The organism is Deinococcus betulae (assembly GCF_020166395.1).
Taxonomy (GTDB): Bacteria; Deinococcota; Deinococci; order Deinococcales; family Deinococcaceae; genus Deinococcus; species Deinococcus betulae.
In genome coordinates this window covers 87,162-109,533 of the sequence record NZ_JAIQXU010000008.1, presented here as the reverse complement: position 1 = coordinate 109,533, position 22,372 = coordinate 87,162, and the positions used below count along the sequence as shown (strand labels likewise).

20 protein-coding genes are annotated in these 22,372 nt (G+C 67.4%); 14 read left to right on the top strand and 6 right to left on the bottom strand.

Going from position 1 to position 22,372, the window contains the following annotated elements; all coding sequences use genetic code 11:
• Positions 1 to 16: 16 nt before the first annotated feature.
• From K7W42_RS08360 to K7W42_RS08345, 4 genes are all read right to left on the bottom strand, one after another.
• Positions 17 to 844, bottom strand: a complete 828-nt coding sequence (locus K7W42_RS08360) for an ABC transporter permease (RefSeq protein WP_224573825.1) — start codon at positions 842 to 844, stop codon at positions 17 to 19.
• Positions 808 to 1,578 carry a molybdate ABC transporter substrate-binding protein gene (gene modA, locus K7W42_RS08355; RefSeq protein ID WP_224573823.1) on the bottom strand — a complete coding sequence of 257 codons (771 nt, stop codon included), beginning with the start codon at positions 1,576 to 1,578 and terminating at the stop codon, positions 808 to 810. The genes K7W42_RS08360 and modA overlap by 37 nt, the downstream gene beginning before the upstream one ends.
• Positions 1,575 to 2,687, bottom strand: coding sequence for an XRE family transcriptional regulator (locus K7W42_RS08350; protein ID WP_224573822.1), 1,113 nt, complete (start codon positions 2,685 to 2,687; stop codon positions 1,575 to 1,577). Before K7W42_RS08350 ends, modA begins: the two co-directional genes overlap by 4 nt.
• 140 nt (positions 2,688 to 2,827) lie before the next feature.
• A complete protein-coding gene (locus K7W42_RS08345) occupies positions 2,828 to 3,997 on the bottom strand; it encodes a YihY/virulence factor BrkB family protein (protein WP_224573820.1) in 1,170 nt (389 codons plus the stop codon).
• Between the two features lie 91 nt (positions 3,998 to 4,088).
• Between K7W42_RS08345 and K7W42_RS08340 the strand changes: the two genes are divergently transcribed.
• From K7W42_RS08340 to K7W42_RS08305, 8 genes are all read left to right on the top strand, one after another.
• Positions 4,089 to 4,523 (top strand): thioesterase family protein, encoded by a 435-nt coding sequence (locus K7W42_RS08340; RefSeq protein WP_224573818.1) that lies wholly within the window; start codon positions 4,089 to 4,091, stop codon positions 4,521 to 4,523.
• A 131-nt stretch (positions 4,524 to 4,654) separates the two neighbouring features.
• On the top strand, positions 4,655 to 6,388 hold the full coding sequence (locus K7W42_RS08335) for an NAD-dependent malic enzyme (protein WP_224573816.1): 1,734 nt from the start codon (positions 4,655 to 4,657) through the stop codon (positions 6,386 to 6,388).
• A gap of 232 nt (positions 6,389 to 6,620) precedes the next feature.
• On the top strand, positions 6,621 to 8,906 hold the full coding sequence (gene dnaX, locus K7W42_RS08330) for a DNA polymerase III subunit gamma/tau (protein ID WP_224573814.1): 2,286 nt from the start codon (positions 6,621 to 6,623) through the stop codon (positions 8,904 to 8,906).
• Positions 8,907 to 9,068: 162 nt separating this feature from the next.
• A complete protein-coding gene (locus tag K7W42_RS08325; protein WP_224573812.1) occupies positions 9,069 to 10,625 on the top strand; it encodes a glycoside hydrolase family 10-like protein in 1,557 nt (518 codons plus the stop codon).
• A 197-nt stretch (positions 10,626 to 10,822) separates the two neighbouring features.
• On the top strand, positions 10,823 to 11,317 hold the full coding sequence (locus K7W42_RS08320) for a flavin reductase family protein (RefSeq protein WP_157459026.1): 495 nt from the start codon (positions 10,823 to 10,825) through the stop codon (positions 11,315 to 11,317).
• A gap of 391 nt (positions 11,318 to 11,708) precedes the next feature.
• The gene (locus K7W42_RS08315) at positions 11,709 to 12,443 is read left to right on the top strand and encodes a metallophosphoesterase family protein (RefSeq protein ID WP_157459027.1); all 735 of its coding nucleotides are present in this window, start codon (positions 11,709 to 11,711) and stop codon (positions 12,441 to 12,443) included.
• Positions 12,444 to 12,555: 112 nt separating this feature from the next.
• Entirely contained in the window at positions 12,556 to 13,128 is a 573-nt protein-coding gene (locus K7W42_RS08310; protein WP_157459028.1) for a peptidylprolyl isomerase, read from the top strand.
• Between the two features lie 244 nt (positions 13,129 to 13,372).
• Positions 13,373 to 13,783 (top strand): VOC family protein, encoded by a 411-nt coding sequence (locus tag K7W42_RS08305; protein ID WP_224573810.1) that lies wholly within the window; start codon positions 13,373 to 13,375, stop codon positions 13,781 to 13,783.
• A gap of 127 nt (positions 13,784 to 13,910) precedes the next feature.
• On the opposite strand, the gene K7W42_RS08300 is transcribed toward K7W42_RS08305, so the two are convergent.
• Together K7W42_RS08300 and K7W42_RS08295 are read right to left on the bottom strand one after the other, a co-directional pair.
• Positions 13,911 to 14,573: an SRPBCC family protein gene (locus tag K7W42_RS08300; protein ID WP_224573808.1), complete on the bottom strand. Its 663-nt coding sequence runs from the start codon at positions 14,571 to 14,573 to the stop codon at positions 13,911 to 13,913.
• Positions 14,574 to 14,694: 121 nt separating this feature from the next.
• The gene (locus K7W42_RS08295) at positions 14,695 to 14,895 is read right to left on the bottom strand and encodes a hypothetical protein (protein ID WP_224573806.1); all 201 of its coding nucleotides are present in this window, start codon (positions 14,893 to 14,895) and stop codon (positions 14,695 to 14,697) included.
• Between the two features lie 106 nt (positions 14,896 to 15,001).
• On the opposite strand from K7W42_RS08295, the gene K7W42_RS08290 reads away from it, so the two are divergent.
• The 6 genes from K7W42_RS08290 to K7W42_RS08265 all read left to right on the top strand — a co-directional run bounded on the left by K7W42_RS08290 (position 15,002) and on the right by K7W42_RS08265 (position 22,317).
• Positions 15,002 to 15,910: a DMT family transporter gene (locus tag K7W42_RS08290; RefSeq protein ID WP_224573803.1), complete on the top strand. Its 909-nt coding sequence runs from the start codon at positions 15,002 to 15,004 to the stop codon at positions 15,908 to 15,910.
• Entirely contained in the window at positions 15,907 to 17,385 is a 1,479-nt protein-coding gene (locus tag K7W42_RS08285; protein WP_224573801.1) for an ABC transporter permease subunit, read from the top strand. Before K7W42_RS08290 ends, K7W42_RS08285 begins: the two co-directional genes overlap by 4 nt.
• Positions 17,386 to 17,432: 47 nt before the next feature.
• The gene (locus K7W42_RS08280) at positions 17,433 to 17,840 is read left to right on the top strand and encodes an NUDIX domain-containing protein (protein WP_224573799.1); all 408 of its coding nucleotides are present in this window, start codon (positions 17,433 to 17,435) and stop codon (positions 17,838 to 17,840) included.
• The gene (gene tmpR / locus K7W42_RS08275) at positions 17,837 to 18,556 is read left to right on the top strand and encodes a bifunctional dihydropteridine reductase/dihydrofolate reductase TmpR (protein ID WP_224573797.1); all 720 of its coding nucleotides are present in this window, start codon (positions 17,837 to 17,839) and stop codon (positions 18,554 to 18,556) included. The genes K7W42_RS08280 and tmpR overlap by 4 nt, the downstream gene beginning before the upstream one ends.
• A 966-nt stretch (positions 18,557 to 19,522) precedes the next feature.
• Positions 19,523 to 21,055, top strand: a complete 1,533-nt coding sequence (locus K7W42_RS08270) for a S8 family peptidase (RefSeq protein ID WP_224573795.1) — start codon at positions 19,523 to 19,525, stop codon at positions 21,053 to 21,055.
• A gap of 104 nt (positions 21,056 to 21,159) precedes the next feature.
• Entirely contained in the window at positions 21,160 to 22,317 is a 1,158-nt protein-coding gene (locus tag K7W42_RS08265) for a trypsin-like serine protease (RefSeq protein WP_439648857.1), read from the top strand.
• Positions 22,318 to 22,372: the final 55 nt, after the last annotated feature.

The window sequence follows — 22,372 nt, the reverse complement described above, 5'->3', positions numbered from 1 at the left end:
TTCCATAAGCGACTTCCTACTTTCCTTGCGCCCACCCCCGGCCCAGCCGTACCAGCAGCAGCAGCGCGAAGGCCACGGCCACCATCACAGCCGACAGCACCAGAGCCGGGGCCAGGTCCGATTCCAGGGCGCCGTAAATCGCCAGGGTGATCGTGCGGGTCTGCCCCTGAAGCGACCCGGCAAACAGGATGGTCGCGCCAAACTCGCCCACGGCGCGCGCCCAGGCCAGCACCAGCCCCTCGAACAGAAAGGGAAAAGCCAGCGGCCAGGTAATCAGGCGGAACACCGCCCAGCGCCCGGCGCCGTCGGTGCGGGCGGCGTCTTCTACCTCTGGCTCGACGGCCAGAAAACCCGCCTTGGCCGTGCGCAGATAAAACGGCGCCGAGACAAACAGCTGGGCCAGCACCACCGCAGCCGGCGAAAACGCCACACGGATTCCCGCCAGTTCCAGCGGCGGCCCCAGCAGGCCCTGGCGCCCGAAGACGAGCAGCAGCCCCACCCCGGCCACCACAGGCGGCAGGACGATAGGCAGGTCCAGCAGCGTTTCCAGCGCCGCCTTGCCCGGAAACTCGAAGCGGGCCAGCGCCCACGCCACAGGCGTCACCAGGCCCACGACCAGCGCCAATGTGCAGCCCGTGGTCAATAGGCTGACGCGCAGGGCGTCCTGCACAGCGGGGCTCTGCACCGTGGGCAGAAAATCGGGCCGCACGCCCCGCATGAGCAGCGCCAGCACTGGCAGTACCAGAAAAGCCACCAGCACCGCCCCCAGCACGGCGGGCAGGACAGGAAGACGGGCGGGCTTTCGGCTCAGGGTCTGGCCGCCGGGGGCGCCAGGAAGCCCCACTTCTTCAGAATCTTCTGGCCATCGCTGGAGAGCACAAACGACACGAACTCCTGCGCCGCACCTGCATTAGCCGACGTTTTCACCGTGCCGATGGGGTAACTGGCACTCTGGTTAAAGCGGGTGGGCAGCGGAATGACGCGCACGCTGGGTTTCAGCGCTGGGGTCACGTCGGTCTGGTAGACCACGGCGGCGTCGGCCTCGCCCAGCTGCACCTTGAGAGCCACCTGGCGCACGTTGGGTTCCTCGCTGACCACGTTCCTCAGGGCGCGCGCCGAGAAGTCGGTTCCGTAGGCGCGCGACCCGTCAACGGCGCTCAGCATCCGGCGGGTGTAGTCGCCCACCGGCACCGCCTTGTCGGCAATCACCAGTTTCACGCCGGGCCTGGCGAGGTCCTGCATGGTGGTCACGGCCGTGTTGCTCCTGGGCACAATAATCGCCAGGCGGTTGCTGACAAAGAATTGGCCTGGGTTCACGACCCCGGCCTTGACCAGCGGGTCAAACTGCGCGGTGTTGGCGCTGGCGTACACGTCGGCCCGTGCGCCCTGGTCCAGCTGGGTGCGCAGCGCCTGAGACCCGGCGAACTGAAAGGTCGTCTTGTGGCCTGTGCGGGCGTCAAAGGCCCGGCCCAGTTCGGTGAAGGCGTCGGTCAGCGAAGACGCGGCGAATACAGTGAGGCTGGCGGCCTGGGCCGAGCCGGCTAGCAGCAGGGCGAGTAAAACAGTGGAGCGGGTCATGGGATCTCCTTGGGGGGTTGGGGGGCGGGACCAACGGTCTGCCAGAGGTCGCCGGCGTGGGCCGGGTCGTAGCCACCCAGCGCGCACAGGTCGCTGCGGAAGGCCGGCTGACGCACGGCCGCGAGCAGACGGTGCAGGCCTGGGTGGGCCAGAAATTCATCCGGCACCACCAGGTCAAAGCGCTCGGTTTGCAGGGGCACGAAGTCCAGCCCCAGCGCCAGGGCCGCCGAGCGGGGACCAGGCGCCACGTCGGCGGCGCCTGCCGCCACCCGTTCGGCGGCGGCCAGGGGCGTGCCGACCTCGTGACCGTAGCCGGCCAGGTCCAGGCGGCGCTCAGGGCCAATTCCGGCCGCGTCCAGCCAGCTGTCCAGCAGCAGGCGGCTGCCGGCGTCCGGCTCCCGGTTTTGCAGCCGCAGGCCAGGCCGCAGCAGGTCCTCTACCCCGGTAACGCCACAGGGATTGCCCGGCGCCACCATCAGGCCTTGCTCCCACATCCAGAGGGTCAGCACGTGGACCGCGCGGTCGGGCAGGGCCCGCTCCACGAAGGGCAGGTTGGACACGCCGCTGCGGGCGTCATACAGGTGAATGCCCGCCGCGTGGGCCTCGCCAGCAGCCAGGGCGCGCAGGGCCGCCAGGCTGGACAGCGGACGTAGCAGCAAGTGGCCCTCCTGGCGGGCGGCGTGGGTGCCCAGCAGGGACAGGGCTGGGTCACAGCCAGCCACCACCAGCGTCTGGGCCGCCCGCTGCGGGTCGCCCAGCAGTTCCACCTGGGCCAGGCCACCTGCCGCAGACTGGGCCAGGCCATCGGCAGCTTCGCCTAAACCCGCCTGACCACTCAGGGGAAAAGCCAGCAGCTCAGGGCCGACCTGGGCCAGCCGGACGCGGGCGGGCGGCGGGGCCTGGCCTACCAGCCGGGCCTGCACCCCAGCGGGCGCCAGGGCGAACAGGTCCTCTACACAGCACGACAGCACCCGCGCCAGTTGCAGGGCGGTGAGGGTGTTGGGCACGTAGGCGCCAGTCTCAATGGCGTGCAGTGCCTGCCGCGTGATGCCGGTCAGGCGGGCACACTCGCCCGCCCGCAGCCCCAGCTGTTCTCGCCGCGCGCGCACCTGGGGCGGCTGAGTTGTCGGTGGGGCGCTCAGGGTGACCCCTTATGCAGGCGGCGCCGGTTCATGGACCCAGGGTAAAGTCAACCGGACACTGCGTCAATGAAACCGGACAGAGCTGGAGGTCAGGTCCCTTCTGGGCTTTACCGCCGTTTGCCTCCAGTCAGACCCAGGAGCCGCAGCACAATCACAGCCGGCACGGCCAGCAGGGCCAGCACGACGTTCCACAGCGCGGCGCGCACCGTGGGCAGCACCCGGCCCTCGTCGTGGCGGGGCACCGGGGGCAGCACACGCGGCAACCGGGGGACTTTGACCCCCAGCACCCGGCCCCGCGCGTCGCGGACTGGCTGGTCGGTGGCGTCCTTGGCCGCCCGCTCCTGGGGACTTTCGGCGGCGCTGATAGCCACGCCCTGCTCGACCAGCGCTTCTTTTTTGGCGGTGTTCGCCGCGCCGCCCGCGCGGGTGCCGAATTTCTGGGAATACACCCAGGTCACCTCGGCCCCAAAGAAGAAAATCATGGCCGAGTAATAGATCCACAGCAGCAGCAGCACCAGTGACGCCGCCCCCGCAAACACGCTGTTGGGCGCCGCCTGCCCCAGGTACAGCCCGATCCCCAATTGCCCCAGCGTAAAGAGGGCCGCTGTAAAGATGCCGCCCACCCAGACCTCGCGCCATTCCAGCTTCACGTCGGGCAGCACCTTGTAGATGCCGGCAAAGACCGGCGAGAGAAACAGCGTGGAGAGCAGGGCCGTCCCCGCCCGCACAAAAAAAGCCCCGGCGCCGATGCGGTCACCCAGCCCCTGTGCAATGGCCGAGAGGTAGGTATTCAGGGCCAGAAAGGCAATCAGGATCAGCCCGATGCCCAGAATCATCAGGAAGGATTTCACCCGTGTCCACAGCACATGCACGAAGCCCTGCGGCGGCGGTGGGTCGGCGCCCCACATGGTATTCAGGGCGTCTTGAAGCTGCACAAAGAGGCCTGTGGCCCCCATGAACAGGGTGACAAACGCCACCACCGAGGCCACAGCGCTGCTTTTTTGCAGGCTCTCGGGCTTAATCAGGTCGCGCAGAAAGGCGGCGGCTTCCTCACCCAGATTCTGGGTAATCAGGCCCACCGGCCCAAACAGCTGCTCTAAAAACGCCTCGTTGGTCAGAAAGCGGCTGGCCACCGTGACCGCCAGCAGCAGCAGCGGCGCCAGGCTGAACATGGCGTAGTAGGCGATGGCCGCCGCCAGCCGCGGGGCCTTGTCCTGCCCGAAGGCCAGGAAGGCCTCGCGCAGCAGGGTGAACAGGTCGGCGGGCTTGAGCCTCATGGGGGGCAGTGTACGGAGGCGCGCCCCGCCGTCCGGCAGGAATGGATTAACACTCTGTCCATAAAGTGCTGCGGCCCTTACCGTAGACCCCATGCGTCCCATTCCTGCCGGCTTTATCCAGACCCTGACCGTGCGCGTGACCAGTGAGATGACGGTGGATTTTGGCGAACTGGGCCGGGTGCATCCGGTGTACGCGACCTACTGGATGGCCAAGCACTTTGAAGAAGCTGGGCGCAAAATCATCCTGCCGTTTCTGGAAGACGGCGAGGGCGGCATTGGGATGCAGGTGGAAGTCGTGCACACGGCTTCGGCGCTGCCCGGCATGACGGTGACGGTCACCGCCACCTTTCAGCGGCAGGAAGGCCGGCGCATTTACGCCTCCATGGTCGCGGTCAACGAGCTGGGGGACGAGATTGGGCGGGGCACCAGCCTTCAGGCGGTGTTGCCCCAGGAACGAATAGACGCCGGCTTTGAGGGCCTGCGTGAGCGCTGGGCGGCACACCAAGCCGGGGCACCGACCACGTAAGTGGCCCCGAAGCCGCGAGATAAAGTTCACGGCCTGAACATGGGTGCGGCGCGGCCAGTCCGCCGCCGTACTTTTTGTCCATACCCGCCTATGACCCTGAGACAAGCGCAGGCCGGTATGCTGTCAGCGCCATGCCGAAGTCTCCACCCGTGTCCCGCTACTACGACGTCAAGCGCGACCCCGAAGGCCAGCGCTACATCAACGTTCAGGTCACAGGGCTGGCCCTGCTGCAAAACCCGCTGCTGAACAAGACGACCGCCTTCACGCCCACCGAGCGGCGTGAGCTGGAGCTTGAAGGCCTGATTCCGCCGCACACCAGCACCTTCGAGGAACAGAAAGAGCGCACATACCTGCGCTACCTCAAGTGCAGCACCGACCTCGAAAAACACGAGTACCTGCGCGCCCTGCAAGACCGCAACGAGGTGCTGTTCTACGCCATTCTGGAAGACCACCTCGAAGAGATGCTGCCGATCATCTACACGCCCACGGTGGGCGAAGCCGTGCGCAACTATTCGAGCAATTACCGCTACCCGCGCGGCTTTACCGTCAGCACCGGCGACATTGACCGCGTGGAAGACATGCTGGAAAACGTGACCGTCAACGACGTGCGCATGATTGTGGCGACCGATTCCAGCGCCATCCTGGGGATTGGTGACCAGGGCTTTGGCGGCATGGCCATCTCCATTGGCAAGCTGTCGCTGTACACGGCGGCAGGCGGCGTGGGCCCAGACAAAACCCTCCCCGTCGAACTGGATGTGGGCACCAACCGCCAGGACCTGATTGACGACCCGCTGTACCTGGGGGTTCACCACCCCCGCCTGACCGGGGACGCCTACGACGAGTTTCTGGACGCCTTTGTCGAGGCGGTGGCGCAGCGCTACCCCAAGGCCATCTTGCAGTGGGAGGACTTTAGCCGGGGCACGGCCTTCCGGGTCCTGGAGCGCTACCGCCGGGTGATTCCGTCATTTAACGACGACATTCAGGGCACCGGGGCGATGGCCCTGGCGGGCCTGATGGGCGCGGCGCGCATCAAGGGTGAGGCCCTGTCGGCGCAGGTTTTCGTGATTGTGGGGGCCGGGGCCGCCGGCATCGGCGTGGCGATGGCGATTCGGCAGGGCCTGCAAGCCGACGGCCTGAGCCATGACGAGGCCAGCGCCCGCGTCTTCGTGGTGGACCGCCACGGCCTGCTGATGGACGGGCAACCTGACCTTGAACCTCAGCAGGAAAGTTTCGTGCGCCGCCCGGGCGACCTGGCCGGCTGGACCTACGCGGGCGAGTACCCCGACCTGCACGAGGTCATCGTGAACGCGCGCGCCACCGCCCTGCTGGGCTTTACCGGCGTGCCCGGCCTGTTCCGGCAGGAGACTGTGGTGGCCATGCTGGAGCACACGCCCCGGCCCATCGTGTTTCCGCTCAGCAACCCCAGCAGCCATGTGGAGGCCCGTCCAGCCGACCTGATCCACTGGACGGGCGGCGGCGCCATCATCGCCTCGGGCAGCCCTTTTCCCGACGTGGACTATGGGGGCAAGCGTTATCCCGTGGGCCAGGGCAACAACGCCTTTATCTTTCCGGGGCTGGGCTTCGGGGCGGTGGCCAGCCGCGCCCGCGAAATTACCGACGGCATGGTCATGGAAGCCGCGCGCACCCTGGCCGAATTTACCGAGCAGTACGGCGAGCGCGTCTATCCCCCCACCCGCGACCTGCGCGAGCTGAGCATTCAGGTGGCCGTCAATGTGGCCCTGCAAGCCATCCGCGACGGGGTGTGCGCCGAGCGCCGCATCCGCAACATGGACCGGGCGCAGCTGGAGGCCGTGATTCGGGACCGGGCGTGGCAGCCCCGCTACCTGCCACTGAAAAGGGCTTAGTCGGTTGACCGCAAACGGAAAAACCCTGTCTGGCTGCCCTGTTTCCCTCAACCCAACCTGCCTTACTGCGCCTCTGGCCTCCCGGCCTCTACACTACCCAGGTGAAGCGGCAAGTGGTTGAACAACAGCAGTTAAAAGCGCGTAGGGCTGGCCGTTTGTCTTTCCCACTTCCGACTTCCTCCTTCCCACACCCCGCCCCGAACCCGCAGAGCCGCGCCGCGGAGGGGCACCGATGAGCGCCATCTACCAGCGGGCCCGGCCGGTGCGCTGGGAAGACGTGATCGGCCAGGAACACGTCAAAGACGTGCTCAAGGCGGCGCTCTCGCAGGGGCGCGTGGGCCACGCCTACCTGTTTTCTGGCCCGCGCGGCGTGGGCAAGACGACCACCGCGCGCCTGATCGCCATGACCGCCAACTGCACCGGGCCGCTGCCCAAGCCCTGCGGCGAGTGCGAGAGTTGCCTGTCGGTGCGCGCCGGGTCCCACCCCGACGTGCTCGAAATTGACGCGGCCAGTAACAATTCCGTGGACGACGTGCGCGACCTGCGCGAGAAAGTCGGGCTGGCGGCCATGCGCGGCGGCAAGAAGATTTACATTCTGGACGAGGCGCACATGATGAGCCGCGCGGCCTTCAATGCGCTCCTGAAGACCCTGGAGGAGCCGCCGGGCCACGTCATCTTTATCCTGGCCACCACCGAGCCGGAAAAAATTATTCCGACCATTCTCTCGCGCTGCCAGCACTACCGCTTTCGCCGCCTGACCCCCGAAGAGATCGCCGGCAAGCTCACGGGGCTGGCCACCCGTGAGGGTGTGCGCGCCGACAGTGACGCCCTCCAGCTGATTGGCCGCCTGGCCGACGGCGCCATGCGCGACGGCGAGAGCCTGCTGGAACGGATGCTGGCGGCCGGCACCGCCATTACCCGCGCGGGTGTCGAAGAGGCGCTGGGTCTGCCGCCCGGCGAGCGGGTGCGCGGCGTGGCGGCGGCTCTGGTGGGCGGCGACCCCGGCGCGGCCCTGAGCGGCGCCTCGGCCCTGTACCGCGACGGCTTTGCGGCCCGGACGGTGGTCGAGGGGCTGGTCTCGGCGCTGGGCGCGGCCCTGCATGCCGAACTGGGCCTGGGCGGCGAGCGGCTGGAAGGCGCCGATGTGCCCCGCTTGCTGCGCCTGCAGGCGGCCCTGGACGAGCAGGATGCCCGCTTTGCCCGCGCCGCCGATGGCCAGAGTCTAGAGCTGGCCCTGACCCACGCCCTGCTGGCTGCTGATGGCGGTGCGGGTGCAGGCGGGGCCACTGCTGGGACAGGCGGCGCCGCCGTTCCTGCTGACCTGCTCCAGCGCCTGAACCGTCTGGAAAAGGAACTGGCTGGGCTGAAAGCCAGCGGCGTGAGGCCCGCCGGGACCGACGCCCCTCCACCGCGCGCGGCGGCTGGCCCCACACCGGTGCGCGCCGCCGTGCAGGCCGCCGCCGAGGAAGCCGGCGTGCCCCTGCCCGCCGCGCAGGGCAACTGGGCCGATGTGGTCCGCCAGGCCAGCATGCAGCTGAGGGCTTTCTTGAAACCGGCACGCATGCACGCCGAAGCTGGCTATGTCAGCCTGAGTTACGACGAACGCAACGCCTTTCATGCCAAGCAGGTCGCCAATAAGTTTGACGACATCGCCAAAATCGTCCTGAAAGTCTTTGGCCCGGTGACTTTTGAACTGATTGCCCCAGAAGGCGGGCGCCGACTGAAGTTGGGTGGCGCCAGCAGCGAGAACACGGGCACGGCCTCAGCCGCTCCTGCGCCCGCAGCCCCCCGCACACCGTCTCCAGCCGCTGCCGCTGCTCCGCCTGCCGACCTGGAGGTCGCGCCGTTTGACCCTGGCCGCAGCGCGCCGCCGCGCCGCCCCACCTCACGCGGGCCGGCGTTTGAGCCGGTGGAGTCGGCGGCGCCCCCAGCAGCGCAGACGGCTTCCCCGCTCCCTCAGGCCAGTGCGGTGCCGCCGCCTCGCCCGGCGGCCGTGGCCACGCTGCCCCCACCCCTGCCCGGCCGGCCCACGCCCGAACGCCGGGTGCCGCCCGCCAGCCCTGACGACGTGGCGCCCGCGCCGCTGCCAGTGGCCGATATCCCCTGGGACGAGGCGCACGCCGCCGACCCCGCTCCAGCCCCGGCTGACGCCCAGGGGGGCGACCGCCTGCCACCGGCCAGAGAGCCGTATCTCGTCGAAGCCATTACCGAGGAACCCGACTGGGACGCCTTCGGGGGGCCGGTGGACGAGGCTGGCCCCGCACTGGACGACGCGCCCTACGCTCAGTTCAGCGCCCCTAAACCGCCCCCCCGGCCGGTCCCGACCTCAGCACCAGCAGCGCCCGCCGAGGCCAAGCCCGCCTCTGGTCGCCCCGGCGACATCCGCGCCCACCCTATGTATGAGGACATCCGGGGCCGCTTCGGGGGCCGCGTGCGCGAAATCGGCAAGAACCGCAACACCCCGGCCGCAACGCCCGCCAGCACCGATGACAGCGCAGAGGACGACGCCGAACGCTGACCGCAGGCTGCCTTTGTCGTGAGAGGGCAGCGGAAACATCCGACCACCGCTGGTCCGCCACAAGCCCGCTCTCCTGCCCAGTGGTGCCAGGCTGCTTGTCCACCGCCGCTGTGGGCTATCACTTTCCAGTGAGGCCGGTGCGCTAGCCTGCCCGGCACGACCATGACCACCCTGCTGCGCCGCGCCGCCCTGCTGTTGCCCACCCTTCTTGCGCTGGGGCCCGGCGCCCAGGCGGCTGCCCCACCCACCCCCACGGCACTGACAGCCCAGCCCGGCGCGGGACTGCGGGGGCTGTGGATAGACGCCTTTGGACCGGGCCTCTATACCCCCGGCCAGGTCAAGGCGACGGTTGAGGACGCCGCGCGCCTGGGGGTGAACACGCTGTTTGTGCAGGCCATCCGCCGCGCCGACTGCCTGTGCCTGAAAGCGGCGGTGCCGGCGGCGACCGACCCCGAACTGACGCCTGGATTTGACCCACTGGCCGCCGTCATCCAGCAGGCACACGCGCGGGGCCTGCGGGTCATCGCCTGGATCAGCGTGACGGGCGCCGCCAACGAGGCCCGGCCCAACACCCGCCTGACCCACGTCATGCGCACCCGTGGCCCGCAGGCGGGGGCGGCCTCGTGGCTGTCGCGCCGCCCGGACGGCACCTGGCAGGAGGGCCGCGACGCCTGGCTGGACCCGGCCATTCCCGAAGCCGCCGACTACATGACCCAGGCCGCCCTGAGTCTGGTGCGCCACTACGACGTAGACGGCCTTCAGCTCGACCGCATCCGCTACCCCGACGGCGGCGCCTGGGGCTACGACGCCAAGGTGCTGGTCCGCTACCGCGCCGAAACGGGCCGCGCCGGCACCCCCGCCGCCAGCGACCCGGCCTGGCAGACCTGGAAACGCCAGCAGGTGACCAACCTCGTGCGCCGCATCGCCCTGGAGGCCAAGGCCCTGAAGCCCGAGGTCTGGATCAGCGCCGCGACCATTACCTACGCGGCGGCGCCCACGGACCTGGCGGCCTTTCAGAAGACCCGCACCTACGCCGACGTGCTGCAAGACTGGCCCGGCTGGATGAAAGACGGCCTGCTGGAACTGAACGTCCTGATGAACTACAAGCGCGACGGCGTGGCCGAGCAGGGCGCGTGGTACGACGGCTGGAACGCCTTTGCCCGGCAGGTCACCGTGCGGGCAGACGGCACGCAGGCGGCGGTGGCGGCGGGCAGCGCCATGTACCTCAACAGTCCGGCGGTCACAGCGGCCCAGGCGCGGCGCGCGGTGCAGGCGGGGCTGGGCTGGGTCGGGTACTCGTACCGGACGCCCACCGCCGACGTGTACAGTCAGCGCCAGACCACAGCGCAGGGCTTCCAGGCGGCGCTGGCGCTGCTGCGCTCGCCGGGCGGCGCGCTGGCCCAGCCCCAGCCCTGGGGCGACACGGCGCCCACCACGCGCGGCCTGCTGGGGCGGGTCACCGGCAGCGCGGTGCCGGGGGGGCGGCGCGTGCAGGCCTTCCAGGACGGACAGCTGGTGGCTGAGGGCCACACCGACGCGCTGGGTTACTACGGATTTGCCGCCCTGCGGCCTGGCCTCACCGAGATTCGGGTCAGTGGGCAGCGCTGGACCGACACAGTGCCGGTGCGTGGCGTAGTGCGCCTGCCTGACCTGCTGGTGCGCGACCTGACTGCCGAGCCGCTGGCCCCCGTGCCGGCCCTGCCACCTGCGCGGCCCTGATACCACCTCCGATGCAGCCCGGCTGAAGGGGTAAGGAGCTAAGAAGGCAAGTTCAGACAACGGTCTTATCAAGCGCCTGAGGCGGAGCCTATTCACCATTTTCCCGGAGATGTCGGAGATGGGCGGCCGTCCATATGAGGCCGTCCCGTCTCTGTAGCCCGAACGTCCCCACAGACCTCAGCCTTTAAACTCGCCGCATGACAGACACGCAGAACGTGACCGGCGGCCTCTCTCCCCAGGAGTTCCGGCAGACTCTGGGCCGCTTTGCCAGCGGCGTGACCATCATCACTGCGGCGGACGGTGACACGCGCCGGGGCATGACCGCCAGCGCCTTCGTGTCAGTCAGCCTGACGCCGCCTCTGATTCTGGTCAGCGTGGATCACCGCGCCCATATGCACGCCCTGCTGGCGCGGCCCGAGGTCACACATTTTGGCGTCAGCGTGCTGTCGGCCGCGCAGCGCCACCTCAGTGACCACTTTGCCGGGCGCCCCGGCCCCGACGAACTGGTCCCCTGGTTTGACCACGAGGGCCTGCCCCTGATTGGCGGCGCTGTGGCGCAGCTTGTGTGCCGCAAACACGAGGTGATCGAGGCCGGTGACCACACCCTGTACGTGGGCTTCGTGGACTACAGCCGCTACACCGACGACGACCCCCTGGTGTATTTCCGGGGCCAGTACCACGAGCTGGGCTAAGGGGGCCTCTCACACGGACTCTGATTGAATCGAGCAAAGGGCTTGATGAAATCCGAGCGGACTTAGAAAGCTGCGCCGCAGACTTGAAAATCTCTGCAGGAGAGCGAGAAGGAACAGATGCGGATTGCGCGATATGGAACCGCAGACGGTGCCTTGCCAGCTGTGCTGCGATGAAGCGGAATCCATGTCACACGGACTCCACCTGTTTCGTTGACCTATCGGAACAGCACTGCCTGGCAACCCCCACGCCCGTCAGCCCGCCTGAACTCCTTTTCCCTCTGCCCCGCAGCTTTGCCAGTGCGGCCAGAGGGAATCACCATTGCAAACGATTCTCCCAGAGTCCATCTCACCTGACCGGGCGCCCGGCAGGGGCTGGGCTAGACTCGGGTGCATGATTCGCCTCGCCATCCTCGCGGACCTGCACGCCAACCTGGCGGCCACGCTCGCGGTTCACGCAGACATTCAGCGGCGCGGCCTTTCCGACATCTGGGTGCTGGGTGACCTCGTGGGCAAGGGCCCGCGCCCCCGCGAGGTCGTGGACTGGACCCAGGCCCACGCCACGCGCGTGATTCAGGGGAACTGGGACGCCCGCGTGGCCGGCGCCACCCACCGCCCGCAGGACCTGTGGCCGCGCAGCAAACTCAGCCCCGAGGCCCTGACCTACCTCTCGGGACTGCCCTACGGCATCGAGGAGCAGTTTGGCGGCGCGTGGTGGCGCTTTGTGCATGCCAGCAGCCGGGGCCTCTTTCACCGCCTCTACCCTCACAGCAGCCTGCACGACCAGCTGGACGCCTTTGCGCCCAACCCGCAGTTTGGCCTCAAAGAACACGCCGACGCGCTGGTCTACGCCGACATGCATGAGGCCCTGATGCTGGATGTCGAGGGCCGTCCCCTGATGAACTGCGGGAGCGTGGGCAACCCGCTGGACTCCACCCTGCCGTGCTACCTGGTGCTGGAGTTTGACCCCCACGGCCCGGCCCACAGCGCCACCTATGTGCGGCTCACCTACGACCGGGACGAAGAAATCTCAGCGGCCGAGGCCAGCGATATGCCTTTTACCCGTGAGTACATCGCAGAACTGCTGACCGGGGCGTATCAGAAGCGCCGGGCACGAACAGGGGAGTAAAGGGGAAGAGAATGAAGAGAAAAAGGGTATGGACCAGAGACAAATTTCTTGACCGTTCGTATAGAGCGCGCTCAGGCTGTTCGCAGCCCACGGTCCACAGCCCTCCTTTACAATGCCCCCCATGACCACCTACCAGGACGACGGCTTTACCTCCACGCCCGAACTGAGTGCCGAGCGCCAGACACGCTTTTCGCAGGCCCCAGAACTGGGCGCAGGCATTGAACCCGGCAAGCAGTACCGCGCCATTCTGGAGACCAGCAAGGGCCGCCTGGTTGTGGAGCTGTACCCCGACGACGCGCCCATCACGGTCAACTCGTTTGCGTACCTGCTGCGCCACCACTATTACGACGGCATCAAGTTTCACCGCGTCATCGACGGCTTTATGGCCCAGGGCGGCGACCCCACCGGCACCGGCTCGGGCGGCCCCGGCTACGACTTTGAAGACGAGCCCAACAGCCGCCGCCACCAGGGCAAAGGCGTCCTGAGCATGGCCAACCGTGGCCCCAACACCAACGGCAGCCAGTTCTTCCTCACGTTTGTGGACACGCCCCACCTGGACGGCCGCCACACGGTCTTCGGCAAGGTCGTGGAGGGTCTGGACGTGCTGGACCGCCTGACCCGCATTCAGCCGGGCATGGGCGGCACGCCCGACGTGATTGAAACGGCGTACCTCGTCGAGAAGTAAGCACTGCTCACCGGGCGGCACCAGAGAAGGACGGGAAGAATCGCCTGTCCTTCTCTTTTTACCCAGCCGCGCCGTGGCGACAGTCCTGGCTCTTGAGGTCAACGTTCATTTGAATGCCCCTGATTGACGGCAGCATCGGGACGAGGCCGGTTTCATACCGCATAGCCCTTAGCTCTCTCTGTGGTCCTGCTCAGAGCCGCCGCGTACTGTACCGCTCAACCCCAACTTCACAGAGGAGGCCCTGATGCAGACCCGCGCTATTAGCCTGATGGCCCTGAGCCAGAACCCCGCCGAGGGTGCCCGGTTTTATCAGCAGCACTTCGGCTTTCTGCCCACGGCGGAACTGCCGTGGTTTGTCAGCTTGCAGCACCCTGAACATCCACAGTTCAACCTCGACCTGATTCAGAAGGACCACGAGGCCGCCGGGCCCTTTTTGCAGGGCAAACGCACAGCCGCCGTGATGCTGGCCCTAGTCGTGGATGATGTCGAGGCCGAAGCGGCGAGACTCCAGCAGGCCGGTCTGACTTTCCTGATGCCGCCCACCGCCGAGCCGTGGGGCCAGAAGCGATTGCAAGTGCTGGGACCAGACGACGTGGTGGTCGAAGTACTTCAGATGACCGCGCCCGATCAGGAGTGGTTGAAGCAGCAGATTTGAGGCGGCTTGACCTGGGCCGCCCTCTGCTCGCTCTTTGGGGCTACCGGGACGGCCAGCCCCCCACTTCAGGCAAAAGGCAGATGGCCAGGAAGCTCCCGGCCATCTGCCCTTTTGCCTCAGCTGAACGTCAGTTCTTGCTACCGCCCTCAAAGGCCGACTTGAATTTCTGAAGGTCCTCGGCAATCTGCTGGCTGGGTTCCTCACCAAACAGCTTGGCCACGGCGGCGCCCAGCGGCCCAGCGGGCGGGCGGTACGACAGCGCCACATGGACGCGGGTGCCGCCGTTGGGCAGCTCCTCGAACTGCACGCTGCCAGCATTGTCCACCGTCGCGCCGGGCAGCGAGTGCCAGCCGATGCGCTGGCCGGGCTTGTCGTTAACGATCTCGGCTTCCCATTCCACGTGAGTGCCCAGGGGCGCTTTGGCCACCCAGCGGCTGCGCTTTTCGTCCAGGGCCGTCACGCTTTCCAGGTGGCTCATGACCTGGGGCAGGTTTTCCAGCTTGCGCCAGTAGTCGTAGACCTGCTGCGCGGGGCGGTCAATCACCACGCTGTGTTCCACAAAGATGGGCTTGGCGGCCACAGCGCCCCCGCCCAGGCCAGCGGCGGCCATTACAGGGTCGTTGCCCGTGGCGGCGCGGTAGGCCAGGTAGCCGCCCACGGCGGCCAGACCCAGGCCCAGGACGCCGCGCTTGCGGAGCCCCAGCAGCAGCAGGGCGCCGCCTGCTGCGCCGCTGATCATGCGGCTTTGGTCCATACCGGCCAGTCCAGAAGTGTTGCTGTCGTTTGTCATGTCGTTCCCTCCGTGGGGGCAGTGTATGGGGTGCCTTGCGGGTTTCGCGTGAAGCGTCCCCCAACCCAGATTAAGGCCCGCGCCCCTCTTTCTGGGCGCAGACATGACGGGCCGGCCCGCTTTACTCTGCTTGGTCCCGTTCGTGCGCGTCCTGAATGGTCTGCGCCGCCCTCTGATCTTCCGGGGTAGAGGCGCCGCCCTGCAAGCTGGGGTCCAGGTTGGTGTTGGCGCCGTGGGTGCTGTGATCGTTTCCGGTGTGGTGGTCCATCGTTTCGGGGGTGCTGGCCGGGGTGGTCGGGGCCGTGTCTCTGGGGTCCGTCATGGCTGAGCCTCCTGTGCGCCTATGCTCTGGGCCGCGCGGGGGGCGCGGGTGTGGGGCACGCCGGGGGTCTTCTTAATCTGCCGGGGCGCTCTATGCTGGCGGGCGTATGCGCGCGCCCCCTGTGCCTGGCCGTCTGGACGCCCTCTCGCTGGGGGCCATTCTGGTCACGGTTGTGTTCTGGGCGTCGGCGTTTGCAGGCATTCGCGCGGGGCTGGAGGCCTTTTCGCCGGGGCACCTGACGCTGTACCGCTTTCTGGTGGCGGGGGCGGCGCTGGGGCTCTACGCGCTGGTGGCGCGCCTGCCGGTGCCGCCCCTGGCCGACCTGGGACGCATTGCCCTCCTCAGCTTCTCGGGCATCACGCTGTATCACCTGTGCCTGAATTACGGCGAGGTCAGCGTGCCCGCCGGCACTGCCAGCCTGATTATCGCGGCGGGGCCAGTCATCACGGCGCTGCTGGCCACCCGTTACGGCGGCGAACGCCTGAACTCCTTAGGCTGGCTGGGCACCTTGGTCAGCCTGGCCGGGGTCGTGCTGATCGTGCTGGGCGGCGGCCAGGGCGTGCAATTTACCCATGGCGCGCTGCTGATTCTGGCGGCGGCACTGTTTACCAGCCTGTACTTCGTGTTTCAAAAGCCGCTGCTGGCGCGCATGAATCCGCTGCACTTCACGGTGTGGTCGCTGCTGCTGGGCACCGTGCCCCTGCTGGCCTTTTTGCCGGGCTTCGGCACCGAACTGGCCCGCGCGCCGCTGGGGGCACACCTGGCCGCCGTCTACATCGGACTGTTTCCGGCGGCCCTGGCCTACCTGACCTGGACCTTCGCGCTGGCGCGGGTGGGGGCCAGCACGACTACCTCTTTCCTGTATGTCTCCCCGGTGTTTGCGGTGCTGATTGCCTGGCTGTGGCTGGGCGAGGTGCCCACGCCAGTCACCCTGCTGGGCGGCGCGGTGGCGGTGGCGGGTGTGGTGCTGGTGAACACGCGCGGGCGGCCCCGGCCCGCTGCGGTGAAGGCGTGAGCGCGCCCGGTGACCGGCCCCCCCTGGCCGTGCAAGACGTGACGGTGCGGCTGGGCGGCGAGGTCATCTTGAACAGCGTGAGCCTGGAGGTTCGCCGGGGCGAATTCCTGGCCCTGATTGGACCGTCGGGTGGTGGCAAAAGCACCCTCCTGCGTGTGCTGGCCGGGCTGCTCAGGCCGGAACGCGGCGCGGTTCACAGCGGCACGCCGCCCGCCCTGGTCTTTCAGGATTACCGCCTCTTGCCCTGGCGCACCGCCCTGCGGAACGTGGCCCTGCCGGCCGACCTGGGCGCGGGCGGTGGCCTGGCCCCCCAGGAGGCCCTGAAGATGGTGGGCATGGAGGCGTACGGCCCCTATTTTCCGGCCCAGCTGTCGGGGGGCATGCGGGCGCGGGTGGCCCTGGCACGCGCGCTGGCCCAGAGCGGCGACGTACTGCTGCTGGACGAACCCTTTGCCGCCCTGGACGCCTTGGTCCGCGAACGCTTTAACGCCGAGCTGCGCCACCTGCACGAGAAAACGGGGCGCACGACCGTGCTGGTCACCCATTCCATCCGGGAAGCCGTGTGGCTGGCCGACCGGGTGGCCGTGTTGCAGGGCGGTCAGATTGTCGAGGTCCTGGACACGCGCGGCGAGGGCCGCGTGAGCGCGTACACCGACGGCCTGGAAGCCCACCTGCGCGCGGTGCTGGGGACTGGGGACAGCACTCGCCTGCGCGCCGAAACCGCCGGCACCCGCAGCCGCTCGGGCTGGCTGCCAGCGCTGGCCGTGGCCCTGGCGCTGCTGGGCTGGCATGTGGGCGCTTCGGCCCTTAACCAGCCTTTTTTGGTGCCCACGCCCGGCGCGGTGTGGCAGGAAGCGGTCAAAACGGCCCCCGCGCTGGCCGCTGCCTTCTGGGTGACGGTGCGGGCGGCGCTGCTGGGCACCCTGCTGGGGGCGCTGGCCGGGGTGCTGATCGGGTATCCCCTGGCCAAGTGGCGGGCGCTGGAACGCTTTCTCAGTCCGTTTCTGGTGGCCTCGCAGAGCACGCCTATCGTGGTACTGGCCCCGCTGCTGGTGTCGTGGCTGGGCTTTGGGCTGCTGCCAGCGGTCGTCGTGTCGGCCCTCAGCGCCCTCTACCCCATGCTGATCGCCACATTGGTGGGCGTGCGCGAACTGGAAGGTACCTATCACGAACTCTTCAGCACCCTGCGCGCATCCCGCTGGCAGCGCCTGACCCGTCTGGAATTGCCCGGCGCGCTGCCCGTTCTCCTAGGCGGGCTGCGCCTGGCCGCCAGTCTGGCCCTGATTGGCGCGGTGGTCTGGGAGTTCGTGGACCCCAACCAGAAAGGGCTGGGCCTGGCCGTGCAGGTGGCCGGCGTGTACCAGAACAAGGCCGCGCAGTTTGCCGCCATTGCCCTGCTGGTCGGTTACGGCGTCCTGGTCTACACCCTGATTACGGCCCTGGAACGCCAGGTCATGCGGCGGCGGGGCCGGTAAGCATTCGTCCCCCCCGGCTGTCAGGCCCGCCCTGTAGGCTGGGCAGGATGAACAGACCGCTGGTGTGTGTGGGGGCGCTGGTGTGGGACAAAGGTGGCCGAGTGCTGCTGGTGCGCACGACCAAATGGCGCGGGCTGTGGGGCGTGCCCGGCGGCAAGGTGGAATGGGGCGAGACCCTGCTGGCCGCCGTGCAGCGCGAGTTTGCAGAGGAGGTGGGGCTGCGTCTCCATGACCTCCGCCTGGCCCAGACCCAGGAGGCCGTCCTCAGTCCGGAATTCCATAAGGACGCCCACATGCTGCTGGTGGACTTTTTTGCCGGCACAGACGGCCACGAGATCACCCCGAACGAGGAAATTGAGGCCTGGGCCTGGGTCACGCTGGACGAGGCGCTGACCTACCCCCTCAACACCTACACGCGCACGCTGGTGCAGCTGGCCCAGCGGGAGGAAGCGTGACCCGCCAGCGCGGCACCGCCCTGGTGACGGGCGCAGCGCGCGGTATTGGCCGGGGCCTGGCGCTGGCCCTGGCCGCCGAGGGCTTTGATGTGGCGGTGCATTACCGCCGCAGCGAGGCCGACGCCCAGGAGACCGCGCAGCAGTGCCGCGCCCTGGGCGTGCAGGCCGTGACCCTCGCGGCCGATGTCACGGTGCCTGCGCAGGCCCGCGCCCTGGTCGGGCAGGCCCACGCGGCTTACGGCGGCCTGGCCGTGCTGGTCAACAACGTTGGCAATTACGTTCACCGTCCCCTGATGGACACCACAGACGCCGAGTGGCACGACATGCTCAGCAGCAACCTGACGGCCACCTTCGCCACCTGCCAGGAGGCGGCGCCGCTGCTGCGGGCACGTGGCTGGGGCCGCATCGTCAATCTGGGGTATGCGGGGGCCGGGCAACTGGTGGCGCGCCCCGGCATCGTACCGTACGCCATTGCCAAGGCAGGGGTGGTGCAGCTGTCGCGCTCGCTGGCGCAGGTGCTGGCGGGCAGCGGCGTCAGCGTCAACGTGGTCAGCCCCGGCGTGATTGAAACGAGTGTCAGCCAGCCACTGGCCCAGATTCCCGCCGGCCGGGTGGGCACCGTGCAGGAGTTGGTGGACGCCGCGCTGTTTTTTGTCCGCGCCAGCGATTACGTCACCGGGCAGGAACTGGAAGTGGCGGGCGGCTGGCATCTGTAGCTAGGACAGCGGAGAAGATGGCCCCACAGCGCACTGGCGACGCTCCGCTGCTCTTTCAGTGGATTAAACACCGCGTCAGCCCCTCTGCGGTATGGCTTTGCTTGGCTGACGTGCCCATCCTGCTGAGGAAGAAACCTGGGTGGCTCTAGCTGCTGCTGTCTGTTGACAAGCAGAGATAAAGGCGCGTGACATGGTCAGAAAGGCACTCCATGTCCTCGGACACACAGAGAAGGGAGCAGGAGCATTACTCGGCCTCCCTCCTGCGGTCATGGCCGCTGCGACTTAGGCCCAGGCGATATGACAGCCTCTGCTCTGGGCAGCTAAAGCTCCAGATCGAGATACGTCTTTACGTTCAGCTGGCACGCTCCGCAGTCGCTTCGAGCAGACACCAAGGGGACTCAAGCCTTCTCAGAAACACTTCGCCTTTGCTCTGCCCGCACGTCACTGCGCGGCAAGACCTGACCTCTCTGACATTTTTCTGACAATCTCATGTATGGACGCCGTGCCAGACGCACTCAATTCCTGGGCGCATCTCATGTATAGACAGAGACAAAGATCCTCAGTTCTACCATTCTGCTCTGTGACTGAACCTTTTTAAAGCCGATGTACAAAGGAAAACTCAAACGCAAGTCCGAAAGCCTGTTTTTCCCTCAAACGACAGATTGTGAGCTTTTTGGTTTTATGTGTTTTATGAGTACATACTCATAATAAGGTGGGTTAAGTACCCCTGTCTCTTATATCAAGACGCCAGGAACAGGTGTCCAATGCGCGGTTTTTCTGTCATTTTGAACTCCCAACGTACAAATCGCACTTCATCTCCAGGGCATTCATCTAACGCGGCTTACAGGTGCGTATCATCAGCGAAGTTCCCAAATTTACTTGACAGAAGTGTCTGGTCGTGCCTAGTCGCGCCCCGGATGACATGACTTCGCCGGTCAGGTCGTGGAACGACCCAGGAGGACTCCCATGAATGCACGCATTGCTTTCGGTACCCTTGCGCTGACCCTCCTTCTCGCGGCCTGTGGTGGCCAGAACGCCGCCACCCCCCAGGCCAGCGACGTGGCCCGCACGCGCACAGAAGCCCCCCTTCTGGGCACCAGCAACCCCGAAGCCATTCCTGGGCAGTACATCGTGGTCTTCAGCGAAGGCGCCGGCAACAGCCTGGCCACCCAGAGCGCCAGCAGCCTGATCAGCAGCCTGAACCTTGACCCCCAGGGCGTTACCATCCAGCACCTCTACAGCGCGGCCCTGAGCGGCTTCGCGGCCAAGCTGAGCGCTCAGAACCTCAGCACGCTGCGCGCTGACCCCCGCGTCAAGTACGTGGAGCAGGACGGCGTCGTGAAAATGAGCGCCACCCAGACGGGCGCCACCTGGGGCATTGACCGCATTGACCAGCGCGACCTGCCCCTGGACGGCAACTACACCTATAACTCCACAGCCAGCGGCGTCAAAGCGTACATCATCGATACCGGCATCAACACGGCGCACACGAACTTTGGTGGACGCGCCACCTGGGGCACGAACACCACGGGCGACGGCAACAACAGCGACTGCCAGGGGCACGGCACGCACGTGGCCGGCACGGTGGGCAGCAGCACCTACGGCGTGGCCAAGGGCGTGAGCCTGGTGGCCGTGAAGGTCCTGAACTGCCAGGGCTCGGGCAGCAACTCGGGCGTGATTGCGGGCATCAACTGGGCCGTGACCAATAAGGGCAGCGCCACCGCCGTGGCCAACATGAGCCTGGGCGGCGGGGCCAGCCAGGCCACCGACGACGCCGTGAACAACGCCGCCAGCAAGAACCTGATCATGGCCGTGGCCGCCGGCAACGAGAACCAGAACGCCTGTAACGTGTCGCCTGCCCGCGCCGCCAGCGCCATCACGGTGGGCAGCACGACCCGCACCGACGCGAGGAGCAGCTTCTCCAACTTCGGCACCTGCGTGGACATCTTTGCCCCCGGCAGCGACATCACCAGCACCTGGAACACCAGCAACACCGCCACGAACACCATCAGCGGCACCAGCATGGCGACCCCCCACGTGGCCGGCGCCGTGGCCCTGCTGATTGCGGCTGGCAACACCACCAACAGCGCCGTTACCAGCGCCCTGATCAACGCCTCGACCCCCAACAAGGTCACGGGCGCCGGCACTGGCAGCCCCAACCGCCTGCTGTTCACCGGAACGGGCACGACCAACCCGAACCCGAACCCCGGGACGACCTACACGGGCAGCGTGACCAACCGCGGCACCTCCTACAAGCCCGGCACTGCAGGCTTTAGCTACGCCGGCGGCACCCTCAAGGGCAGCCTCACCGGTCCCAGCGGCACCGACTTTGACCTCTACCTCCAGAAACTGAACGGCAGCACCTGGACCGACGTGGCCTCCAGCGAAGGCGCCACCAGCACCGAGAGCATCACCTACAACGCCGCCAGCGGCACCTACCGCTGGGAGGTCTACAGCTACTCCGGCAGCGGCAACTACACCCTGGTGGAAAACAAGTAACCCCGCCCCCAACCCGCCGCTCTTCCCTCTTGGGCGGCGGGTTTTGTTGACCCTACAGATCCCGTGTCTGCTTTGACCCTGTGTCCTGAGTCCCTGGAGAATTGATGAAACGCACCCTGCTTTGCCTGTCCCTGCTGACCGCCGCCCTGTCCGCCTGTGGCACCACCAGCCCGACCTCTGCCCCCGACAGCGTGACCACCCTGCGCGCCGACAAGGCCAATCAGGGCGCCCTGCAACCGCTGATCGTGGGCGGCACGGTCTCGGCACGCGGCGCGCGGCCTTACCAAGTGGCCATGACCGACACCACCGGCTTTCAGTACTGCGGCGGCACCCTGCTGTCGAGCACCTGGGTCCTGACCGCCGCCCACTGCGTGCAGGGCACGTCGGCCTCCAGCATCCGCATTCGCGCCGGGGTCAACAAACTGAGTGACAGCAGCCAGGGACAGACCGTTGGGGTCAGCACCGTGACCGTGCACCCAAGCTACCGGGGCGTGTCCTCGGGGTACGACATTGCCCTGCTGAAGCTCAGCACAGCGGTCAACAACTCCTACGCCGCGCCCGCCAAGCTGCCCAGCAACGCGGTCGAGGCGGTGCTGGACGTGCGCGGCAAATCCGCCGTGGTGAGCGGGTGGGGCCTGACCCAGGGCAACAACAACAACAGCGCCAGCAACGACCTGCGCGAAGTCAGCATTCCCGTGACCCCCAACCCCGGCAGCTGCGGCGGCAGCGGCGTGCCCGGCAACACCATCTGCGGCGAGTACAGCGCGGGCAAGGATTCGTGCAACGGCGACAGCGGCGGGCCCCTGGCACAGACATACAACGGCAGCTTCTATGTGCTGGGCATCGTGTCCTACGGGCCGCCCCAATGCACCGGCAACGGCGTGTACACCCGCGTCAACGGCTACCTAAGCTGGATTCAGCAGGTCAGCGGCCTGACCCCCGACGGCACGACCAACCCGAACCCGAACCCCGGGACGACCTACACGGGCAGCGTGACCAACCGCGGCACCTCCTACAAGCCCGGCACTGCAGGCTTTAGCTACGCCGGCGGCACCCTCAAGGGCAGCCTCACCGGTCCCAGCGGCACCGACTTTGACCTCTACCTCCAGAAACTGAACGGCAGCACCTGGACCGACGTGGCCTCCAGCGAAGGCGCCACCAGCACCGAGAGCATCACCTACAACGCCGCCAGCGGCACCTACCGCTGGGAGGTCTACAGCTACTCCGGCAGCGGCAACTACACCCTGGTGGAAAACAAGTAAACCGGTTCGCTAAGGCTTTCTCCTCTTCCTTCTCTCTGTTCTCCCCGAGGTCTGT